This is a genomic window from Flavobacterium sp. JAS (assembly GCF_020991455.1).
GTDB lineage: Bacteria > Bacteroidota > Bacteroidia > Flavobacteriales > Flavobacteriaceae > Flavobacterium.
The window spans coordinates 172,023-189,808 of record NZ_JAJMOX010000013.1; the positions used below are offsets into that span (position 1 = coordinate 172,023).

At 32.8% G+C, this 17,786-nt stretch carries 18 protein-coding genes; 6 read left to right on the forward strand and 12 right to left on the reverse strand.

Annotated features, from left to right (window positions below):
• Nucleotides 1–202: 202 nt before the first annotated feature.
• The 9 genes from argB to LPB88_RS19805 all read right to left on the reverse strand — a co-directional run bounded on the left by argB (nt 203) and on the right by LPB88_RS19805 (nt 11,254).
• On the reverse strand, nt 203–979 hold the full coding sequence (gene argB, locus LPB88_RS19765) for an acetylglutamate kinase (RefSeq protein ID WP_230717404.1): 777 nt from the start codon (nt 977–979) through the stop codon (nt 203–205).
• 96 nt (nt 980–1,075) lie between these two features.
• Entirely contained in the window at nt 1,076–2,023 is a 948-nt protein-coding gene (locus LPB88_RS19770; RefSeq protein ID WP_089350997.1) for an N-acetylornithine carbamoyltransferase, read from the reverse strand.
• Between the two features lie 87 nt (nt 2,024–2,110).
• Nucleotides 2,111–2,872, reverse strand: a complete 762-nt coding sequence (proB, locus tag LPB88_RS19775; protein ID WP_230717405.1) for a glutamate 5-kinase — start codon at nt 2,870–2,872, stop codon at nt 2,111–2,113.
• A gap of 142 nt (nt 2,873–3,014) precedes the next feature.
• Entirely contained in the window at nt 3,015–4,208 is a 1,194-nt protein-coding gene (locus LPB88_RS19780; RefSeq protein WP_230717406.1) for a glutamate-5-semialdehyde dehydrogenase, read from the reverse strand.
• Nucleotides 4,209–4,291: 83 nt separating this feature from the next.
• On the reverse strand, nt 4,292–5,431 hold the full coding sequence (locus tag LPB88_RS19785) for an aspartate aminotransferase family protein (protein WP_230717407.1): 1,140 nt from the start codon (nt 5,429–5,431) through the stop codon (nt 4,292–4,294).
• 153 nt (nt 5,432–5,584) lie between these two features.
• Nucleotides 5,585–6,562 carry an N-acetyl-gamma-glutamyl-phosphate reductase gene (argC, locus tag LPB88_RS19790; protein WP_230717408.1) on the reverse strand — a complete coding sequence of 326 codons (978 nt, stop codon included), beginning with the start codon at nt 6,560–6,562 and terminating at the stop codon, nt 5,585–5,587.
• Nucleotides 6,555–7,748 carry an argininosuccinate synthase gene (locus LPB88_RS19795; RefSeq protein WP_230717409.1) on the reverse strand — a complete coding sequence of 398 codons (1,194 nt, stop codon included), beginning with the start codon at nt 7,746–7,748 and terminating at the stop codon, nt 6,555–6,557. The genes argC and LPB88_RS19795 overlap by 8 nt, the downstream gene beginning before the upstream one ends.
• A 64-nt stretch (nt 7,749–7,812) precedes the next feature.
• Nucleotides 7,813–8,454: a GNAT family N-acetyltransferase gene (locus tag LPB88_RS19800; RefSeq protein ID WP_089350989.1), complete on the reverse strand. Its 642-nt coding sequence runs from the start codon at nt 8,452–8,454 to the stop codon at nt 7,813–7,815.
• A gap of 529 nt (nt 8,455–8,983) precedes the next feature.
• Nucleotides 8,984–11,254: a M1 family metallopeptidase gene (locus tag LPB88_RS19805; protein WP_230717410.1), complete on the reverse strand. Its 2,271-nt coding sequence runs from the start codon at nt 11,252–11,254 to the stop codon at nt 8,984–8,986.
• 186 nt (nt 11,255–11,440) lie between these two features.
• Here LPB88_RS19805 and LPB88_RS19810 point away from each other — a divergent pair, with 186 nt between their 5' ends.
• From LPB88_RS19810 to LPB88_RS19820, 3 genes are all read left to right on the forward strand, one after another.
• A complete protein-coding gene (locus LPB88_RS19810; RefSeq protein WP_230717411.1) occupies nt 11,441–12,292 on the forward strand; it encodes an aldose 1-epimerase family protein in 852 nt (283 codons plus the stop codon).
• Nucleotides 12,293–12,302: 10 nt separating this feature from the next.
• Nucleotides 12,303–12,854, forward strand: a complete 552-nt coding sequence (locus tag LPB88_RS19815) for a GNAT family N-acetyltransferase (RefSeq protein WP_230717412.1) — start codon at nt 12,303–12,305, stop codon at nt 12,852–12,854.
• Between the two features lie 134 nt (nt 12,855–12,988).
• Nucleotides 12,989–13,543 (forward strand): DUF3575 domain-containing protein, encoded by a 555-nt coding sequence (locus LPB88_RS19820; protein WP_230717413.1) that lies wholly within the window; start codon nt 12,989–12,991, stop codon nt 13,541–13,543.
• On the opposite strand, the gene LPB88_RS19825 is transcribed toward LPB88_RS19820, so the two are convergent.
• Both LPB88_RS19825 and LPB88_RS19830 read right to left on the reverse strand, forming a co-directional pair.
• A complete protein-coding gene (locus LPB88_RS19825) occupies nt 13,544–13,771 on the reverse strand; it encodes a VF530 family DNA-binding protein (RefSeq protein ID WP_230717414.1) in 228 nt (75 codons plus the stop codon).
• A gap of 104 nt (nt 13,772–13,875) precedes the next feature.
• Entirely contained in the window at nt 13,876–14,514 is a 639-nt protein-coding gene (locus tag LPB88_RS19830; RefSeq protein WP_230717415.1) for a porin family protein, read from the reverse strand.
• 140 nt (nt 14,515–14,654) lie between these two features.
• Here LPB88_RS19830 and smpB point away from each other — a divergent pair, with 140 nt between their 5' ends.
• From smpB to LPB88_RS19845, 3 genes are all read left to right on the forward strand, one after another.
• Nucleotides 14,655–15,110: an SsrA-binding protein SmpB gene (gene smpB / locus LPB88_RS19835; protein WP_099711846.1), complete on the forward strand. Its 456-nt coding sequence runs from the start codon at nt 14,655–14,657 to the stop codon at nt 15,108–15,110.
• Between the two features lie 85 nt (nt 15,111–15,195).
• Nucleotides 15,196–15,837, forward strand: coding sequence for a hypothetical protein (locus LPB88_RS19840; protein WP_230717416.1), 642 nt, complete (start codon nt 15,196–15,198; stop codon nt 15,835–15,837).
• Nucleotides 15,838–15,927: 90 nt separating this feature from the next.
• Nucleotides 15,928–16,977, forward strand: a complete 1,050-nt coding sequence (locus LPB88_RS19845; protein WP_230717417.1) for a Fic family protein — start codon at nt 15,928–15,930, stop codon at nt 16,975–16,977.
• 33 nt (nt 16,978–17,010) lie between these two features.
• Here LPB88_RS19845 and LPB88_RS19850 read toward each other — a convergent pair whose 3' ends face one another.
• Nucleotides 17,011–17,652, reverse strand: coding sequence for a protein-L-isoaspartate(D-aspartate) O-methyltransferase (locus LPB88_RS19850; RefSeq protein ID WP_230717418.1), 642 nt, complete (start codon nt 17,650–17,652; stop codon nt 17,011–17,013).
• Nucleotides 17,653–17,786: the final 134 nt, after the last annotated feature.

Here is a 17,786-nt window from a genome sequence, read left to right on the forward strand (position 1 = left end):
CTGCCACGAAGGCTCAAAGTCACAAAGTTTTTTATTGATTTTGTTAATCAATTTTGTGACGATTTTAATTTGCGCAAATTTCTAAAATTAATATTTAAAACAACTTCCGCAGCTATCTTTTTTTGCCACGAATTACACAAATTTTCGCTAATTTTTTTAAATTTTAATTCGTGAAAATTTGTGCAATTCTTGGCTATATCTTTTATAACGTAATCGTTGTGTGTAAAACGTCCGGATTCTGTAACATTCTGTGATGTCCGATTTTGATTTTCTGAACGCCACGAGATAAACTATTGAAACAATTATCCAATTTCGGTATCATTCCGGAATGAATTACTTTTTCAGCTTTTAGTTTGTTGTATAATTCTTCGTTAATTTCTGTTATTACAGATGAATCGTCTTCTGAATCTTGCAAAACGCCTTGTTTTTCAAAACAATATGTTAGTGTAACATCAAAAACTTCAGACAATGCAATTGATAATTCGCTTGCAATGGTATCGGCATTAGTATTTAAAAGTTGTCCGTTTTTGTCGTGCGTAATGGCGCAAAAAACAGGAACAATTCCAGCTTCAAGCAACGTTTTTAATAATGATGTATTAACTTGTTTTACATCGCCCACAAAACCGTAATCTATTGTTGGGTGATTTCGTTTTGTTGATTGAATCAAATTTCCATCAGCTCCGGAAAATCCCATTGCATTGTTATTTTTTGCCTGCAATTGTGCCACAATATCTTTATTGATTTGTCCGGCGTAAATCATCACCACAACGTCAAGCATTGGAGCATCTGTAATTCGGCGACCTTCAATCATTTGGGGCACTAAACCAATACTCTGAGCCATTTTTGTAGCCGATTTTCCACCACCGTGAACTAAAACTTTATAACCTTCAATCTTAGAAAAGTCGGTTAAGAATTGTTCTAACTCGGTTGGGTTATCGATTATGTTTCCACCAATTTTTATTACTTTAACTTTTTTCATGAGGGACAAAGGTTCAGAGGAACAAAGGGACAAAGTTTAGATTCAGTTTGTAAAAACCTCTGAACCTTTGCAACTTTGTACCTTTGCACCTTCAAATTATAACTTCTTTAAAATCTTCTGCAAAACTAATTGTGCTGAATACGTTCTGTTATTCGCTTGCTGAATTACGATTGAATTTTCGCTGTCGATAACTTCATCGCTTACAATTACATTACGACGAACCGGAAGGCAGTGCATGAATTTTCCGTTATTGGTTAGAGCCATTTTTTCGGCTGTAACTGTCCAGTTTGGATCTATGTTGGTTACTTTTCCGTAGTCGTTGAAGTTGCTCCAGTTTTTTACGTAGACAAAATCAGCGTTTTCAAAGGCTTTGTTTTGATCGTATTCAATTTTGCAGTCTTTTGTAATTTCCGGGCTCAATTCGTAACCTTCAGGATGTGTGATTACAAAATCCATATCTTTTTGCATTTGCATCATCTCTACAAATGAATTCGCAACTGCCTGAGGCAAAGCTTTTGGATGTGGCGCCCACGAAAGCACTACTTTTGGTTTATGTTTCGTTTTGTATTCTTCCATCGTAATGGCGTCTGCCAAAGACTGCATTGGATGACGAACAGCACTTTCCATATTTACTATTGGCACAGTTGCGTGTTTCAAGAATCCTGAAATTACCGTTTCGGCATAATCTTTTTCTTTGTCTACTAAACCTGCAAAAGCACGAATGGCAATAATATCACAATACTGAGAAACTACTTCTGCAGCTTCTTTAATATGCTCGGAAGCGCCGGAATCCATAATGGCTCCGTCTTCGAATTCTAATGTCCAGCCTTCGTTGGTGAAATTCATTACCATAACGTTCATTCCTAAGTTTATAGCTGCTTTTTGAGTACTCAAACGCGTTCTTAAACTTGGATTGAAGAATAACATTCCCAGAGTTTTATTTTTCCCTAGGTCTTGATTTTTAAGTGGGTTCTTTTTGATTTTCAACGCACTTTTCACCCATTTTGATAATGAGTTGATGTCTTTTATTGAAATATAGTTCATGTCTTTTTATTGTTTAATCGTTAATTTGTTTAACTGTTTATTTGCTTGATCGATTAACCGAATTAACGATTAAACAAATAAACACTTCTACACAATTTTCGTAAAAGGAATTTCTCCTTTTAAAGCCTTCAAAATAAAATTATCATTTAATCCGTTTACGATCCAGGTTTCGATATTAGCTGCTTTTGCAATTCCGGCTGCTTCTATTTTTGACTGCATTCCACCTGTTCCGTGTGATGATTTTGATTCTCCGATTTCTTTTTCTAATACTTTCAGATCGTTTACCAATTTTATCGTTTCAGGATTTTCATCATGGATAGAATCTTTCGTGTAAATTCCGTTTGTATTGGTGGCAATAATCAGAATATCAACATTTAAAAGAACTGCCGTTAAGGCTGCTAATTTATCATTATCTCCAAACCGAATCTCATCTGTGGCAACGGTATCGTTTTCATTAATAATCGGAATGTAATTGTTCTCGACCAAAACATTTATTGTATTGACAATATTGACTTTCGACTGATCTTTTTCGAAATCGGAATACGACAATAAACATTGTGATGTCAATAATCCTAAATCACTGAAGTTCTCATGGAAAATCCGCATTAAATGAGGCTGTCCAATCGAAGCTAAGGCTTGTTTCAATGCAATTTCTTTACCTTTACTCTCCAATTTCACAAACTGTTTGGCGGCTGCGATTGCTCCTGAACTTACGATTACAAATTCGTAATCTTTGTTTAAGGCTGCAATCTGCATTCCGAGGTCTTCAATTTTACCCCGCGAAATATGATTGGTTTCTTTGGTTAAAGTATTACTTCCTATTTTTAATAAAATCCGTTTTTTGCTCATTTTGTTTTGGTTTTGCCACGAAGGCTCAAAGGCACAAAGTTTTTTTTTAATATTGTGAACGTTTATAAACGCTAAGTTCGCAAAGCAATATCTATAGATAAGATCAAAATTATCTAATTATCTAATTGATAAATTATCTCAATTATCTAATTTGTCCTTCTCCGTACACGTACCATTTATTGGTCACAAGATGCTGAAGACCAATTGGTCCGCGTTGATGTAATTTATCAGTGCTTATGGCTAATTCTCCGCCAAGACCAAATTGTCCGCCATCTGTGAAACGGGTTGATGCATTGTGATAAACTGCTGCTGCATCAATTGATTCCATGAATTGCTTTGCAATATTTTCATCTTTTGTAATTATTGCTGCCGAATGTCCGCCACAATATTTATTGATTTTTTCGATTGCATGTTCCTCTGAATCAATTGTTCCGATTACGATTTTATAATCCAGAAACTCTTCATACCAAATATCTTCGTTTTGAAGCGTTTCTGTGTCTTCAAAGCTTTTTAGCGATTCGTCAACAATAACTTCTACTTTATTTTCGATTAAAGTTTCAATTAAAATAGCTGTAAAACCTTCAAAATTTGGTAATCTTGAATCTATTAAAACTTTATCTAAAGCATTACAAGCCGAAATTTTAGAAGTTTTAGCGTTTAAAATTACTTTTAAAGCTAAATCTGTATCTGCATCATGGTGAACGTACACAAAATTATTTCCACGTCCACTAACAATTACCGGGCAAGTGGCGTGTTGTTTGACAAATTCAATTAATTTTTCTCCGCCTCTTGGAACAATTAAATCGACTTTTTGAGTTGGTTTTTCTAAGAAAGCTTGTGTTTCAGCCCGATTATAGTTTAGATATTCAACCCAATCTTTTGAAATTCCATTTTCTTCTAAAGCCTTGTGCCATAAATCAATAATTTTCAAATTTGATCTTAAAGATTCTTTTCCTCCTTTTAATAAAATCTTATTTCCGGATTTAAAGGCAATTCCTCCTGCTTCTATGGTAACGTCGGGGCGTGATTCGTAAATAATTAATATCGTTCCGAAAGCTGCTGTTTTATTAACAACTTTGATTCCATTATCATGAACAAAATGAAAACGCTCTACTCCAACCGGATCATCCTGTGACGCCAACTGGTTTAAGGATAAAATCATCTCGTCGACTTTTTTATCATCTACTTTCAAGCGTTCTTCCATCGCAAGATCTGAGCCGTCATAAGCGAGTAAATCTTCCTGATTCGTTAGAATAATTTGATTCCGCTCCTGCTCGACCACCTTTGCCATAGTCCGCAAAACAAGATTGCGTTTTTCAATTGATAATGGGTTCATTTTTTTGGTTTAATTGGTTAATCGTTAGTTTGTTTAATCATTAACCAGTTAAACGATTAAACAAATTAACAGTATATGGTAACTTAATTTTGAAGCTCTTCTAAACTTTCTTTTAAAGCTACAATAAAAGTATCAATATCTGATTTTTTCACAGTCAACGGCGGCAAAATTCTTAATAGATTTTTGTTGTTTGCGCTTCCTGTAAAAATATGTTTCTCGATAATTAGTTTTTTTCTTAAAGCCGAAACATCAAAATCAAATTCAACGCCAAGCATTAAACCTTTTCCTTTTACTTGTTTGATTCCCGGAACTTGTTTGATTTGTTCTGTGAAATAAGCCGAAACTTCGTTTACATTATCTTGTAATTTCAGTTTTTCGATTACGTCAAGAACCGCAATTCCTGCTGCACAAGATAAATGGCTTCCGCCGAAAGTGGTTCCTAATAATCCAAAACTTGCTTCAAATTTTGGCGAAATTAAAATGGCTCCAACCGGAAATCCATTCCCCATTCCTTTTGCAACCGAAATAATATCAGCGTTGATTCCGTGATGCTGAAAAGCGAAAAATTTCCCGCTTCTTCCGTATCCTGATTGTACTTCGTCTAAAATCAAAACAACATCATGTTTTTTACATGCTTTTTCTAAAGCCTGAAAAAATTCCGTTGTTCCTTCGTCCAGACCTCCAACTCCTTGAATTCCTTCGATAATTACAGCTGAAACATCTCCTTTTACAAGTTCTGCTTCAACTAATTCGATTTGATTTAGAGGTAAAAAAGTAACTACTTGTTGTGCATTAATTGGCGCAACGATTTTCTTATTATCTGTAACTGCAACTGCCGCAGAAGTTCTTCCGTGGAAAGAATTATGAAAAGCTACAACTCTTGATTTTCCGTTATGAAAAGAAGCTAGTTTTAAAGCATTTTCATTCGCTTCAGCTCCAGAACTGCATAAAAACAATTCATAATCTTCTAATCCAGAAAGTTTTCCTAATTTCTGAGCTAATTCTACCTGCAAAGGATTCTGAATTGCATTCGAATAAAATCCTAAATGATCCAGTTGATTTTTTAATTTGGCTACATAATCAGGTTGCGTATGGCCAATCGAAATTACACCATGTCCGCTATATAAATCTAAATATTCTACTCCGTTATTGTCTGTAATTGTGCAATCTACTGCTTTTACAGGTGTTATATCGTAAAGTGGGTATACGTTGAATAAATTCATGTCTATTTTGTTTATTTTGTTTCAGGTTTCATGTTTCAAGTTATTTGTGGAACTTGAAACTTGGAACTTGAAACTAGATTAAGCTTCAGTATTTATATTTCAAGTACGCACAGAACGTGAAACTTGAAACTTTAAACCTGAAACAAATTTTTCCTAAAATCCGCTTGGTTTCAAATGTAAACCAGTGGTTTCTTCTAATCCAAACATTAAATTCATGTTTTGAATGGCTTGTCCTGAAGCACCTTTGGTTAAATTGTCAATGATTGAGGTAATCAAAATCCGGTTTCCTTTTTTCATTAAACTGATGATACATTTGTTGGTTTGAACGACTTGTTTCATATTGATATTTGTCGTTGTCACGGTTACAAACGGTTCGTTTTTATAGAATTCCTGGTATTTTGCAACGGTCTGTTCCAGGCTTTCATCTGAAATTGTATATAAGGTTGCAAAAATTCCTCTTGGAAAATCTCCTCTATTTGGAATAAAAAGCAATTCACTTTCGAAATCTTCCTGCAATTGAACCAGACTTTCACCGATTTCTCCTAAATGCTGGTGTTCAAAAGCTTTATAATGCGACATATTGTTGTTTCTCCAACTGAAATGAGATGTTTCTGAAAGTCCAACTCCTGCGCCTGTACTTCCGGTTGTGGCATTAATATGAACATCATTATTCAGTAAATCATGTTTCGCTAATGGCAATAGAGCCAATTGAATTGCTGTAGCAAAACAACCCGGATTTGCTATATAATTCGCTTTTTTAATATCTGCTTTATTCAATTCGGGTAAACCGTAAATAAAATCTTTTCCTTCAAAATGAGCATCTTTGTTCAATCTGAAATCATTTCCTAAATCGATGATTTTGGTATGACTTGCAAATTGATTTTCCTGCAAAAATGAAATCGATTTTCCGTGACCTAAACACAAGAAAACAACATTTACATTTGGATTTACAACATCAGTAAAATTCATTTCAATATCTCCCATCAAATCTTGGTGCGCTACAGAAAGCGGCTTACCTGAATTTGTTGTGCTGTAAACAAAATCGATGTTTACATTGGGGTGATACATTAATATTCTGATAAGTTCTCCGGCTGTGTAGCCCGAACCACCAATTATTCCGATATTAATCATAATCTAAGTGGTTTACAGATGAAAATATGTTTTGTGCATTTCCTAAAATCTTAATAAATCCTTTTGCATCGTCAGATGTCCATGCATTGTTCATTTCGCCATATTGACCAAAACCTGTGTTCATCAAATCATTTTTAGATTCAATTCCGTCAAGCGAAAAATGATATGGTTTTAATGAAACCGTTACAGTTCCGTTAACCGTTTTTTGCGTGTCTTGCAAAAATGTCTCGATGTTACGCATTACAGGATCTAAAAACTGACCTTCGTGAAACAACATTCCATACCAGTTTCCTAATTGTTCTTTCCAATATTGTTGCCATTTACCAAGTGTATGTTTCTCTAATAAATGGTGCGCTTTGATGATAATTAACGGTGCAGCAGCTTCAAAACCAACTCTTCCTTTGATTCCGATAATTGTATCACCTACGTGAATATCTCTACCAATTGCGTAAGCATTTGCCAGTTTTTCAAGCTTTACAATATTCTTTTCCGGAACATCTTTTTTACCATTTAAGGCAACTAATTCTCCTTGTTCAAAATGTAAAGTCACTTTTTCTTCGCCTTCTTTTTGCAATTGCGATGGATAAGCTTCACTTGGCAATGGCTGGCTTGAAGTTAAGGTTTCTTTTCCTCCAACACTTGTTCCCCAAAGTCCTTTATTGATCGAGTATTGTGCTTTTTCCCAAGAATAATGAACTCCGTTTTGAGCCAAATAATCCACTTCTTCTTGTCTTGAAAGTTTTAAATCTCTAATTGGTGTAATAATTTCAATTTCCGGAGCAATGGTTTGGAAAATTAAATCAAAACGAATCTGATCATTTCCTGCACCTGTACTTCCGTGTGCAATTGCGCTTGCTCCTACTTTTTTAGCATATTTTATGGCTTCAATTGCCTGAAAAACACGCTCTGCACTCACTGATAACGGATAAGTATTATTTTTTAATACGTTTCCGAAAATCAAATATTTTATAGCTTTATCATAATATTTATCTACGATTGTAAGGTTTGCGTGTTGTGCGCTTCCTAATTCGTAAGCTCTTTCTTCAATTGCTGATAATTCTTCTTCGTCAAATCCTCCTGTATCTACAAGTACGGTGTGAACTTCGTATCCTTTTTCATTTTTTAAATATTTCAAACAATACGAGGTATCTAATCCTCCACTATAAGCTAATACAACTTTTTTCATTTTTTATAATTTAGGCTAATACTTTCGTATTTAGCAAGTTTGAGATTTCTTTTTTAATTTATTCTTAGGTTAAAAAAATAAACGACAATAGTTTATTTAAGAATAAGGCTTGTTTAATTTTCTTTAATCTGCTTAAAACAGCCTCGTTGAAAGGGTGTCTTGGCGGATCTTTTTGTTTTTCTTTTGGGTCGTACAACATTCCGGTGCAAAGACACATTTTGTTTTCTTTGCTTTTTAGAATTTCATAATTAGTGCAGGTTTTACATCCTGACCAAAAACTTGGATCTGTAGTAAGTTCAGAGAAAGGCACTGGTTTGTATCCCAAATCAGAATTGATTTTCATTACTGCCAAACCTGTCGTGATACCAAATATTTTAGCATCAGGATATCTTTTTAGCGAGTAATCGAAAACTTTTGATTTGATTTTTTTTGCCAAACCTAAACTTCTATAATCCGGATGAACAATTAAGCCAGAGTGTGCCACGAATTTTCCGTGTTGCCAACTTTCGATATAACAAAAACCTGCAAATTTTCCATCTGCTAAAGCAATCATTGCATCACCGCTCGACATTTTTTTCTGAATGTATTCAGGAGTTCTTTTAGCAATCCCTGTACCTCTTAATAAGGCAGATGATTCTATTGTATCGCAAATTTCCTGTGCGAATTTGAAGTGTTCTTCCTGAGTAACAACAATAGAGATTTTCATTTCAATAGTTGAAGTTAGAGTTAAAAATTAAAACGTATTGTTTAGTTTGAAATCCAGAAATCAATCCAATAAAAATAGACAAAAAAGCAGTAACATTCTCAAAATCAAAACATTGATTTAGAAAATTCAGAAAATAATATATACTTTTAGGATATGTTTGTCCAATGGACAAATTATGTGATTTCAAAATGAAAAATGAATATAAATAAATACGCGGCGAAAAACTCTGTGAATACTATAGAGATAGTATCCGTACTTCGGGAGAAGTTACAGGTGAGTTTGTCCGTGACAAAGAAGTTATATGTAAACTTATTTTATTCATCGGTGCAAAAGTACACTATTTTTTTATTCACAAAACAAAAAAATAAAATTCTAACATTTTTTTAATGTAATGTTATTTTTATTTAAGCTACTAAGTCGCTAAGATTCTGAGGTTCTAAGTTTTTTTGAAACTTGAAACTTGTAAAACAAAAAACCCGATAGTTACAGAATAACTATCGGGTTTTAAATGTTTTAGTATTTTATATTTCTAGTTCTTAGTAAACGGAATAGTTTGTCCGTTACCCAAAACTATCATATCAAAGCTTGTTTTTGCTTCATTAAATTTAAATTTTAATCCGGCACTTGTTGATTCAAAAGTATCCTTTTCGTTTACAACAGAATGCACTGTGAACTTAGGGAAATTTGTAATTTCAACGTTCAGAGTACTGTTTTTTTCTGTGAATTCAATTTTCAATGGTGCTCTGGAAGTTGAATAAGTTCCTAAATAACCATCTAAAATTACATCTTTCTCTATTGTACCTTTTCCGGCTGTCCAGATATTATTTGCTTCATTATGATCTGGAAAAACGTGATCAGGATCAAGTGTTATACTTTCAATTTCCTCAGTAGAATTATGTTTGAAAGACCATACATTATTACGCTGCCAAACTTCTACAGGAACAGTAACTCTTGAAACTTTACCGCTTTTTGTTTTAACATCTACAACGATTGGCATTGGCATTTTATCAAAATTTTCAACTGTAATTACAACTCCTTTTGATGGATCGTTTTTTACATATTTAATTGAATTTATACCTTGATCAAAACGCCAGTTGTTAACGTACCAACTTCTCCAGAACCAGCTTAAATCTTCACCAGCTATGTTTTCCATAGATCTAAAAAAGTCATCTGGTTGAGGATGTTTAAAAGCCCAACGCTCAACATAAGTACGGAAAGCAGTATCAAAACGTTCTTTCCCTAATACTTGTTCTCTTAAAATTATCAATCCTGAACTTGGTTTAAAATAACACAACATACCAATATTAGCTTCCTTCATATTATCAGGAGAACTCATTATAGTTTCAAGATCAGGTCTTGTAAAAGGTTCTGCGTTTTTATGCAAATCAGTTGGTTCTTCATTATACTCGCCTTTATTAAAATCAGCGGTACTTAATGAATTTATAAAAGTATTAAAACCTTCATCCATCCATGCAAATAAACGCTCATTTGAACCTACAATCATAGGAAACCAAATGTGTCCAAATTCATGATCTGTAACTCCCCATAAGTCTTTTCCTTTAGATTCCCATCCGCAAAAAACAATTCCCGGATATTCCATTCCACCTTCATTTCCTGCTACGTTTGTCGCTGCCGGATAAGGGTATTCAAACCATCTTTTAGAATAATTCTCGATCGAAGCTTTTACATATTCAGTAGAACGTCCATAAGCATCCTGCCCTGCACTTTCTACCGGATAAGCAGATAAAGCCAATGCTTTTTTACCACTTGGTAAGTTAATTTTAGCTCCATCTAATATAAAAGCAGGAGATGATGCCCAAGAAAAATCGCGAGCATTTTTTATTTGATAATGCCATGTTTTTTCTCCAGTCGCATTTGTTTTTGCAGTTGCAGCTACTTCTTCGGCAGAGCGAATCATAACTGTTTTATCGCTTTGAGATGCTTCTTTATAACGCTTAAATTGTTCAGCAGGTAATACTTCTGCTCCATTTAATAATTCTCCAGAACCTACAACATAGTGATTTGCAGGAGTTGTGATCTTTACATCAAAATCTCCATATTCTAAATAAAACTCAGAAGCACCTAAATAAGGAGCCGTGTTCCAACCTCTTACGTCATCATACACACACATACGTGGGTACCATTGCGCAATAGTAAAAATTTTACCATTTTTAGTTTCCAAAACTCCCATTCTGTCAGATCCTTCAAAAGGAGCGATGAAAGAGAATTCTATTTTGATTTTTACCGCTGCACCTTTTGACGCTAATTCTTCAGGAAGAAAAATTTGCATTCTGGTGTCTGTAATTACATATTTAGCATCAACTTCTGCCTTTTTCTTTCCAATAGAAATTACTTTTACTGATTTTATCTTATTTCCACCGTCAAAAACCTGACCTTGAGCTCCGTTACGGCTTCCCGTTAATGGCACAACAGCATTTCCTCGAGAATCTTGTTTGAATAAATTTTGATCCAGGTTTAACCAAACAAATGACATTTTGTCCGGACTATTATTAGTATATGTAATTTCATCTGTACCAATAATTTCATTTGTTGTTCCGTTTAATTTTACGGTTAATTGATAGTCCGCTCTGTTCTGCCAATATTCAACACCAGGCTGACCACTTGCCGAACGGGTTGATGTACCATTTTTAGTGTAAAAATGTGGTGCAAACGCATCGTGATAATTGTAGTTGTTAACTGGATTTACTGCTGTTCCTGTTGGCGTTTGTTGCGCCCAAACAGAAGAAATTCCAACAAAGAAAGCCATGGTTAAAAGGCCTTTAAAGGAATGCTTTTTCATATTTTTTAGCTGTTTATGTAGCAAATTAATGAAAAAAAAAGCTATGCACAGAGAAAACTTAAAAGATAAATTTAATTTTAGCAAAATTTTATCAAAAAAATATTTTTAAGCATTTTCCTAAAAAACTAAAATTTATAAAATATATTTACATATCTATAAAATTCATTCATTTCAATAATAAAAACTTTGAATACAACTATTTCAAACTCAACATTAAGCGCATCAATAAAACACTCGGGAGCTGAATTATTTTCTTTAAAAAACAATCAAAACAAGGAATTTATCTGGGAAGGTAATCCTGATTTCTGGGGAAAGCACTCACCTGTCCTATTCCCGATTGTCGGAACTTTAAAAAACAATCTTTATACTATAAATGGCGTTGAATATCAATTACCCCGTCATGGTTTTGCCCGTGATATGGAATTTCAATTGATAGAAAAAAATGAAAATAGTGCTGTTTTTTCATTACAATCTAATGAAGAGACATTAAAAAAATATCCCTTTCAATTTGAGTTACAACTTAGCTATACTTTAAATGACACAACATTAGATATAGAATATAAAGTAATTAATAAAGGAGAAACTAAAATGCCTTTCTCTATCGGAGCTCATCCTGCGGTAGCTTTACCCGAAGCTTTTGAAAATTATGCTTTTGAATTCGAAAAGAAAGAGGTCCTGAAATATTATCTTTTAGAAAATGATTTAATCTCAAACAAAACTAAGGTTTTAGAAACTTCTGACAATTTAGTTCCCTTAAGCTATAAATTATTTGAAAATGATGCGTTAATCTTCAAAACATTAGAATCAAATTCACTTACAATTCTTGAAAATTCAAAACCTTATATAAAAGTTGCTTTTGAAGATTTTCCTAGTTTAGGAATTTGGACTAAAGACAAAGCGCCATTTATATGCATTGAACCGTGGTTGGGATATTCTGACACTGCCGAAAACTCTGGTGATTTGTTAAAAAAGGAAGGAATTTTAATTTTGGATAGTAGTCAAATTTTCCAGGCAAAATTTAGTATACAAATATTATAATCATAAAGAAATGCTAGAATTTAATTTTACTCCATTTCCAGTTATAGAAACGGAACGTTTATTATTAAGAAGAGTTACAACTGATGATGTAAATGAAGTTTTCGAATTACGCTCAAATCCCGAAAACATGAAATACATCCCTAGACCTTTGTCAAAAAGTACAGATGATGCCCTGAAGCTTATTGCTGAGATTGAAGACAAAATCGACACAAACATTGGAATCAATTGGGGAATCACCTTAAAGGACGATACTAAACTACTGGGGATTATTGGTTATTACAGAATGCAACCGGAAAATCACCGTGCCGAAATTGGATATATCTTACTACCTGAATTTCACGGTAAAGGTATCATCACAGAAGCAGTAAATCAATTAATAAAATATGGTTTTGAAGATTTAAAACTACATTCCATAGAAGCTGTTATTGATCCTGAAAATTTTGCTTCTGAAAAAGTATTGCAAAAATGTGGTTTTGTAAAAGAAGCGCATCTTAAAGAAGTTCTATTTTACGAAGGTCGTTTTTTAGATTCTGTAATCTACTCATTATTAAATAGTAAGTAATTCCAAAAGTAGTTGTCCAAAAAATATTCCTGTTAAATTAAAGTACTAAGGCAATAGGTATTATTGGTTTCCGTTATATTTGCACGCAAAATAAGCGATAAAGCCTTATTTTAAATACCACGTAAATCAATTTTATGAGAAAATTTTTAATCCTACTCGTTCTTTTCTTTTCTATCCAATCTCAAAGTCAAACTTTTATTAAATTTAATGCAGCAACTGCGCTATTAGCAATACCAAATGTTGGGATTGAAACTAGTATTGGAAAAAAATTGACTTTTAGTGTTGATGTTATGGCATCTTTCTGGCAGTCTTTTGACGGTCATAGCCCAATGGAATTTTATACATTAACTCCAGAACTTCGTTATCATTTTAAAGAAAAATATAATGGCTTTTATGTAGGTGGACATGCTGGACCTGATGTTTATAAAATACAAAAATGGAATTATTGGGACACTAATAAATACGAACATGGCTTCGGATACAGATTAGGTGTTACAGTTGGATATAATATCAAATTAAGTGATAAATTTTTACTAGACGTTTTTGCAGGCGGTGGTTGGCATCAAGGTTTTTACCATGGATATTACAACGACGGAACTCCTGGTCGATACGAAAAAGCAGCAAATTGGAATAAAAGTGGAGAATGGCTTCCTTACCGTGGCGGTGTTATGATTTCTTATAAATTGTAATTATTTTGTAAACTTAGGTAAGGACTTAAGATATAAATCTTCTACTTTTTTTCGAGCCCAATCGGTTTTTCTTAAAAAAGTTAAGCTTGATTTGATACTAGGATTTGATATGAAACATTTTATCGGAATTAATTCTCCTAAAGTATCAAAACCATAATAATCAACTAATGATTCTAAGATTTTTTGAAGTGTAATTCCGTGTAAAGGATCTTTAGATTGATTCTGCATTTTATACTTTTTAAATAATATTAAAAAGACCGTGCTTTAAAAAAAGTACGGTCTTTCTTTTTTACAAAATTAGTAAATTGAAATCTAAATCAATCCACTATATATTAGAATATAAATTTAAATCCAACAGAAAGCGGAGATGTTAAATTTGGATTACTTCCAGCTAAAGCTGTATTATAAAAAGGGTCAACATTTGCTACGTGTGCCAATCCAAAATTCGTTACTGTAGTTTTTTCACCATCTTTAGGATCAATTGTAGTTGATGTAAAATTCGCTAAATCATAAGAAAACTCAACTGAGAAGTTTTTCGTTACGAAATAATCAAATCCGCCTGATACAGACAAACCAAGCTGATTTACTTTTAAATCAGTTTCTTTTTCTTTTCCAGTAATAATTGGAACAGCAAGTTGTCCAAAGAAATAAAGAGAACCAGCAACATTCCAATATTTTCTTGCTAATGGCTGAATCACTATTAAATCTGTTTTTGCTGCAGTTCCTGCTTTCGAATCAGCCTTAATATTAATAAAACCAAGACCTGCTCCCACTGCTACTGAAGGCGTAATAAATGTACCTACAATTGGTATAACTGATAAATTTGTATTTTTTAGATCAGCCATTTTTGTTTGTTGGTATCCAAATTGAGATGTTGCAAACCAAGCTCCTTTTAAACCTTGATTAGAATCTTGAGCTTTTGCAGTTAAACCAATAAATACAATACTAATTAGTGTTAAAATTTTTTTCATGTGTAAGTTTGTTTTAAATTATTTAACAAACTTATAGGTAAGCTTTTTTCTTATAGATGATTAAAATCATAGATTAAAAAAAAACTTTAATTATCTTAGAACTCATTAAAGTTTTTCATTTTTGTTTTACATTTGCCATTATGTTAAAAACAGTCAACATCCTTAATAAAAGAGCACGTTTTGATTATGAGATAATCGATACGTATACTGCCGGAATTGTTTTATCGGGAACCGAAATCAAATCAATACGATTGGGTAAAGCCAATATCACTGAAAGTTTTTGTGAATTTAGCAATCTGGAACTTTTTGCTATCAATACTTATATTGAAGAATATTCTTTTGGAAATCAATTCAACCATAAGTCCAGAAGTGAGAGAAAATTACTTTTGAACAAAAAGGAATTAAAAACGCTGCACAAAAATGTTCAGGCAAAAGGACTCACAATTGTTCCTTTAAAATTGTTTACAAACGAAAAAGGATTAGCAAAACTGCAAATTGGCCTTTGTAAAGGAAAGAAAAATTACGACAAACGTGAATCTCTTAAAGAACAAGATACTAAACGTGATTTAGACCGAATAAAAAAAGCTTACAACTAAAAAATTATCTCTTTAATTTTCTTTTAAAGAAGTATTTATAAATATTTTATTGTTATTTTTACTACAAACAATTCAACCTTAAAATATGAAAAAATATTTAATTTTGTTAATTGCCGTTCTGGCACTTACAAGTTGTGGTAGTAACACTTCTATTATTAACAGTTGGAGAGACCCGAAAATAACCGTGGCTCAGGAACACTTTAAAAAAGTATTAGTTGTTGCTTTAGTCAAAGATGAAGCTTCAAGAAGAGTATCTGAAAATAGAATTGCAGCAAGTAATCCTATTTTTAAAACATCTTACCAATATTTAAACGAAAGTACTAAACAACTTACTAAGGAACAAAAATTAAAAATTTTACAAGACGAGAATTTTGATGGTGTAATTACAATGCGATTAGTAAGTACAGACAAAGAAACCACCTATGTTCCCGGAACTTACACAGGAATGTATTATGGTGGATTTGATGGCATGTACACCGGAATGTATGGTTATGGTTTTGGAAACTGGTACGGAATGTATTCCCCAAATTTCTATGATCCGGGATATTACCAGGAAACAACTTCATATATGGTAGAAACAAATATTTTCTCCTTAAAAGAAAATAAGCTAATCTGGACCGGAACTACAAAATCTGATTATGTTACCGATTTAGGACAAACTGTTGACGCAATTATGCAAGCAGTTGTAAAAGAAATGAGAAAAGACGGTTCTTTACCTCCAAAATAAAAATAAGTAAAAAAGCAGTATTTCGATATTGCTATTTTATTTTATAAAATTATGACTAATTTTGTCAAGACAATTTATAGTTTATCAAAAATGAAATCACTTCTTAAAAATGCAAGAGAACAAAAGGGCTTAAAAACACGCGAAGTAGCACAGCTTCTTGGCATAAATCAAGCCTTAATAAGTAAATTTGAAAGTGGTTCGCGAAAACCAACCAAAGATCAGGTTATTAAGCTCTCTCAGCTTTTAGAAATTGATTATGAAACTTTAATGGTTGCCTGGTTAAAAGAAAAAATCCTTTATGAGATTGGTGACGATGAATTTGCATTAAAAGCACTTGAAGTTGCTGAAAAGGAAATCAAATACAACAAAACAGTTTCAAACTTAAAATTATCAACTACTTTAGAAAAAATCTTAAAAGAAATTGATGTTCTAAAAGAAAAACTAGACACTTACAGACAATTTGATAGCTATAAAATTACTCAGGCTCTTGAACTCGAATATACTTTTGAAAGTAACCGAATTGAAGGAAATACAATGACACTCCGTGAGACCGATTTAGTTATAAATGAAGGCTTAACGATTTCAGGAAAAAGTATGAGAGAACATCTTGAAGCTATAAACCATCAGGAAGCAATTGGTTTCATTAAAGATTTAATGAATAAAAATAATTCTTTAAATGAGCGTGATCTTTTATCAATCCATAATTTGATTTTAAGAGGTATAATTCCAGAAGACGCCGGTCGTTATAGAAAAGTGCAAGTCATGATTCAAGGAAGTACACATATGCCTCCACAACCTTTTATGGTTGCTAAAGAAATGGAAGAGTATTTTATTTGGTATGAAATCAATAAGAACAAATTACATCCTGTCATTTTAGCAGCCGAAATGCACGAAAGATTAGTTACAATTCACCCATTTATTGATGGAAACGGAAGAACTTCACGTTTGGTTATGAATTTAATTTTAATGCAAAAAGGTTATTTAATAGCTAACATAAAAGGAGATTACGAAACCCGAGTGCAATATTATCAATCATTAGAAAAAGCACAAACCAAAAACGACAAAGAAGATTTTTTACTTTTTATAGCACAAAATGAAAAAGAAAGCCTGGAACGCTACATAAACATTATTGGTCAATAAAATAAAAAAGCCCAACAAAATTGGGCTTTTCTTTTAATTTTTATCTTCTAATAAAGGAACAAATCTAAATTCTCCAAACTCATGTTTTTCGAATTGTGTTTCGTTTTTTCGAATCAACAAAGTCATAATCTGAACATCTTCTCCTAACGGAATTACCAATCTTCCTCCTATTTTAAGCTGCGCCATTAACGGTTGCGGAATAAACGGAGCACCTGCAGTAACAATAATACTATCAAAAGGCGCATAACTTGGTAAACCTTTGTAACCATCGCCAAAAGACAAGTGCTTAGGGCGAATGTTTAATTTAGGAAATAAATTCGAAGTTGTTTTAAACAACTCATTCTGTCTTTCAACACTATAAACTTTAGCGCCCAACATACATAAAACTGCAGTTTGATAACCAGAACCTGTACCAATTTCCAGAATTTTATGTTCTTTTTTAACTTCTAATAGTTGCGATTGAAAAGCGACAGTATATGGTTGTGAAATAGTTTGCCCCGCTCCTATAGGAAAAGCCTTATCCTGATAAGCGTAATCTTCAAAACTTGAATTTAAAAAAAGGTGTCTTGGGATTTTTTTTATCGCATCCAAGACTGCTCTGTCAGTAATTCCTTTTTGTTCTAAAGTGCTTACTAATTGATTACGAAGTCCTTGATGTTTGGCAGTGTCTTTCAAAATGGGTAGGTTTTATTTTGGCAAAAATAAGAAACAAAACAGTAAATCAAATATTGATTTTTAATTATTAAATCGCTAAATCTTTATTGCATTCACTTTTACTTTCGACAAATAAATTATATTTTTGTTTAAAA

Excerpts from the sequence above, each read along its gene's own strand:
- LPB88_RS19815 (WP_230717412.1), top strand. The coding sequence starts at position 12,303 with ATGCTAGAATTTAATTTTACTCCATTTCCAGTTATAGAAACGGAACGT.
- LPB88_RS19800 (WP_089350989.1), bottom strand. The coding sequence starts at position 8,454 with ATGAAAATCTCTATTGTTGTTACTCAGGAAGAACACTTCAAATTCGCA.
- LPB88_RS19845 (WP_230717417.1), top strand. The coding sequence starts at position 15,928 with ATGAAATCACTTCTTAAAAATGCAAGAGAACAAAAGGGCTTAAAAACA.
- argC (WP_230717408.1), bottom strand. The coding sequence starts at position 6,562 with ATGATTAATATCGGAATAATTGGTGGTTCGGGCTACACAGCCGGAGAA.
- smpB (WP_099711846.1), top strand. The coding sequence starts at position 14,655 with ATGTTAAAAACAGTCAACATCCTTAATAAAAGAGCACGTTTTGATTAT.
- LPB88_RS19825 (WP_230717414.1), bottom strand. The coding sequence starts at position 13,771 with ATGCAGAATCAATCTAAAGATCCTTTACACGGAATTACACTTCAAAAA.
- LPB88_RS19770 (WP_089350997.1), bottom strand. The coding sequence starts at position 2,023 with ATGAACTATATTTCAATAAAAGACATCAACTCATTATCAAAATGGGTG.
- LPB88_RS19820 (WP_230717413.1), top strand. The coding sequence starts at position 12,989 with ATGAGAAAATTTTTAATCCTACTCGTTCTTTTCTTTTCTATCCAATCT.
- LPB88_RS19785 (WP_230717407.1), bottom strand. The coding sequence starts at position 5,431 with ATGAATTTATTCAACGTATACCCACTTTACGATATAACACCTGTAAAA.
- LPB88_RS19805 (WP_230717410.1), bottom strand. The coding sequence starts at position 11,254 with ATGAAAAAGCATTCCTTTAAAGGCCTTTTAACCATGGCTTTCTTTGTT.
- LPB88_RS19780 (WP_230717406.1), bottom strand. The coding sequence starts at position 4,208 with ATGAACCCATTATCAATTGAAAAACGCAATCTTGTTTTGCGGACTATG.
- LPB88_RS19830 (WP_230717415.1), bottom strand. The coding sequence starts at position 14,514 with ATGAAAAAAATTTTAACACTAATTAGTATTGTATTTATTGGTTTAACT.
- argB (WP_230717404.1), bottom strand. The coding sequence starts at position 979 with ATGAAAAAAGTTAAAGTAATAAAAATTGGTGGAAACATAATCGATAAC.
- proB (WP_230717405.1), bottom strand. The coding sequence starts at position 2,872 with ATGAGCAAAAAACGGATTTTATTAAAAATAGGAAGTAATACTTTAACC.
- LPB88_RS19795 (WP_230717409.1), bottom strand. The coding sequence starts at position 7,748 with ATGAAAAAAGTTGTATTAGCTTATAGTGGAGGATTAGATACCTCGTAT.
- LPB88_RS19840 (WP_230717416.1), top strand. The coding sequence starts at position 15,196 with ATGAAAAAATATTTAATTTTGTTAATTGCCGTTCTGGCACTTACAAGT.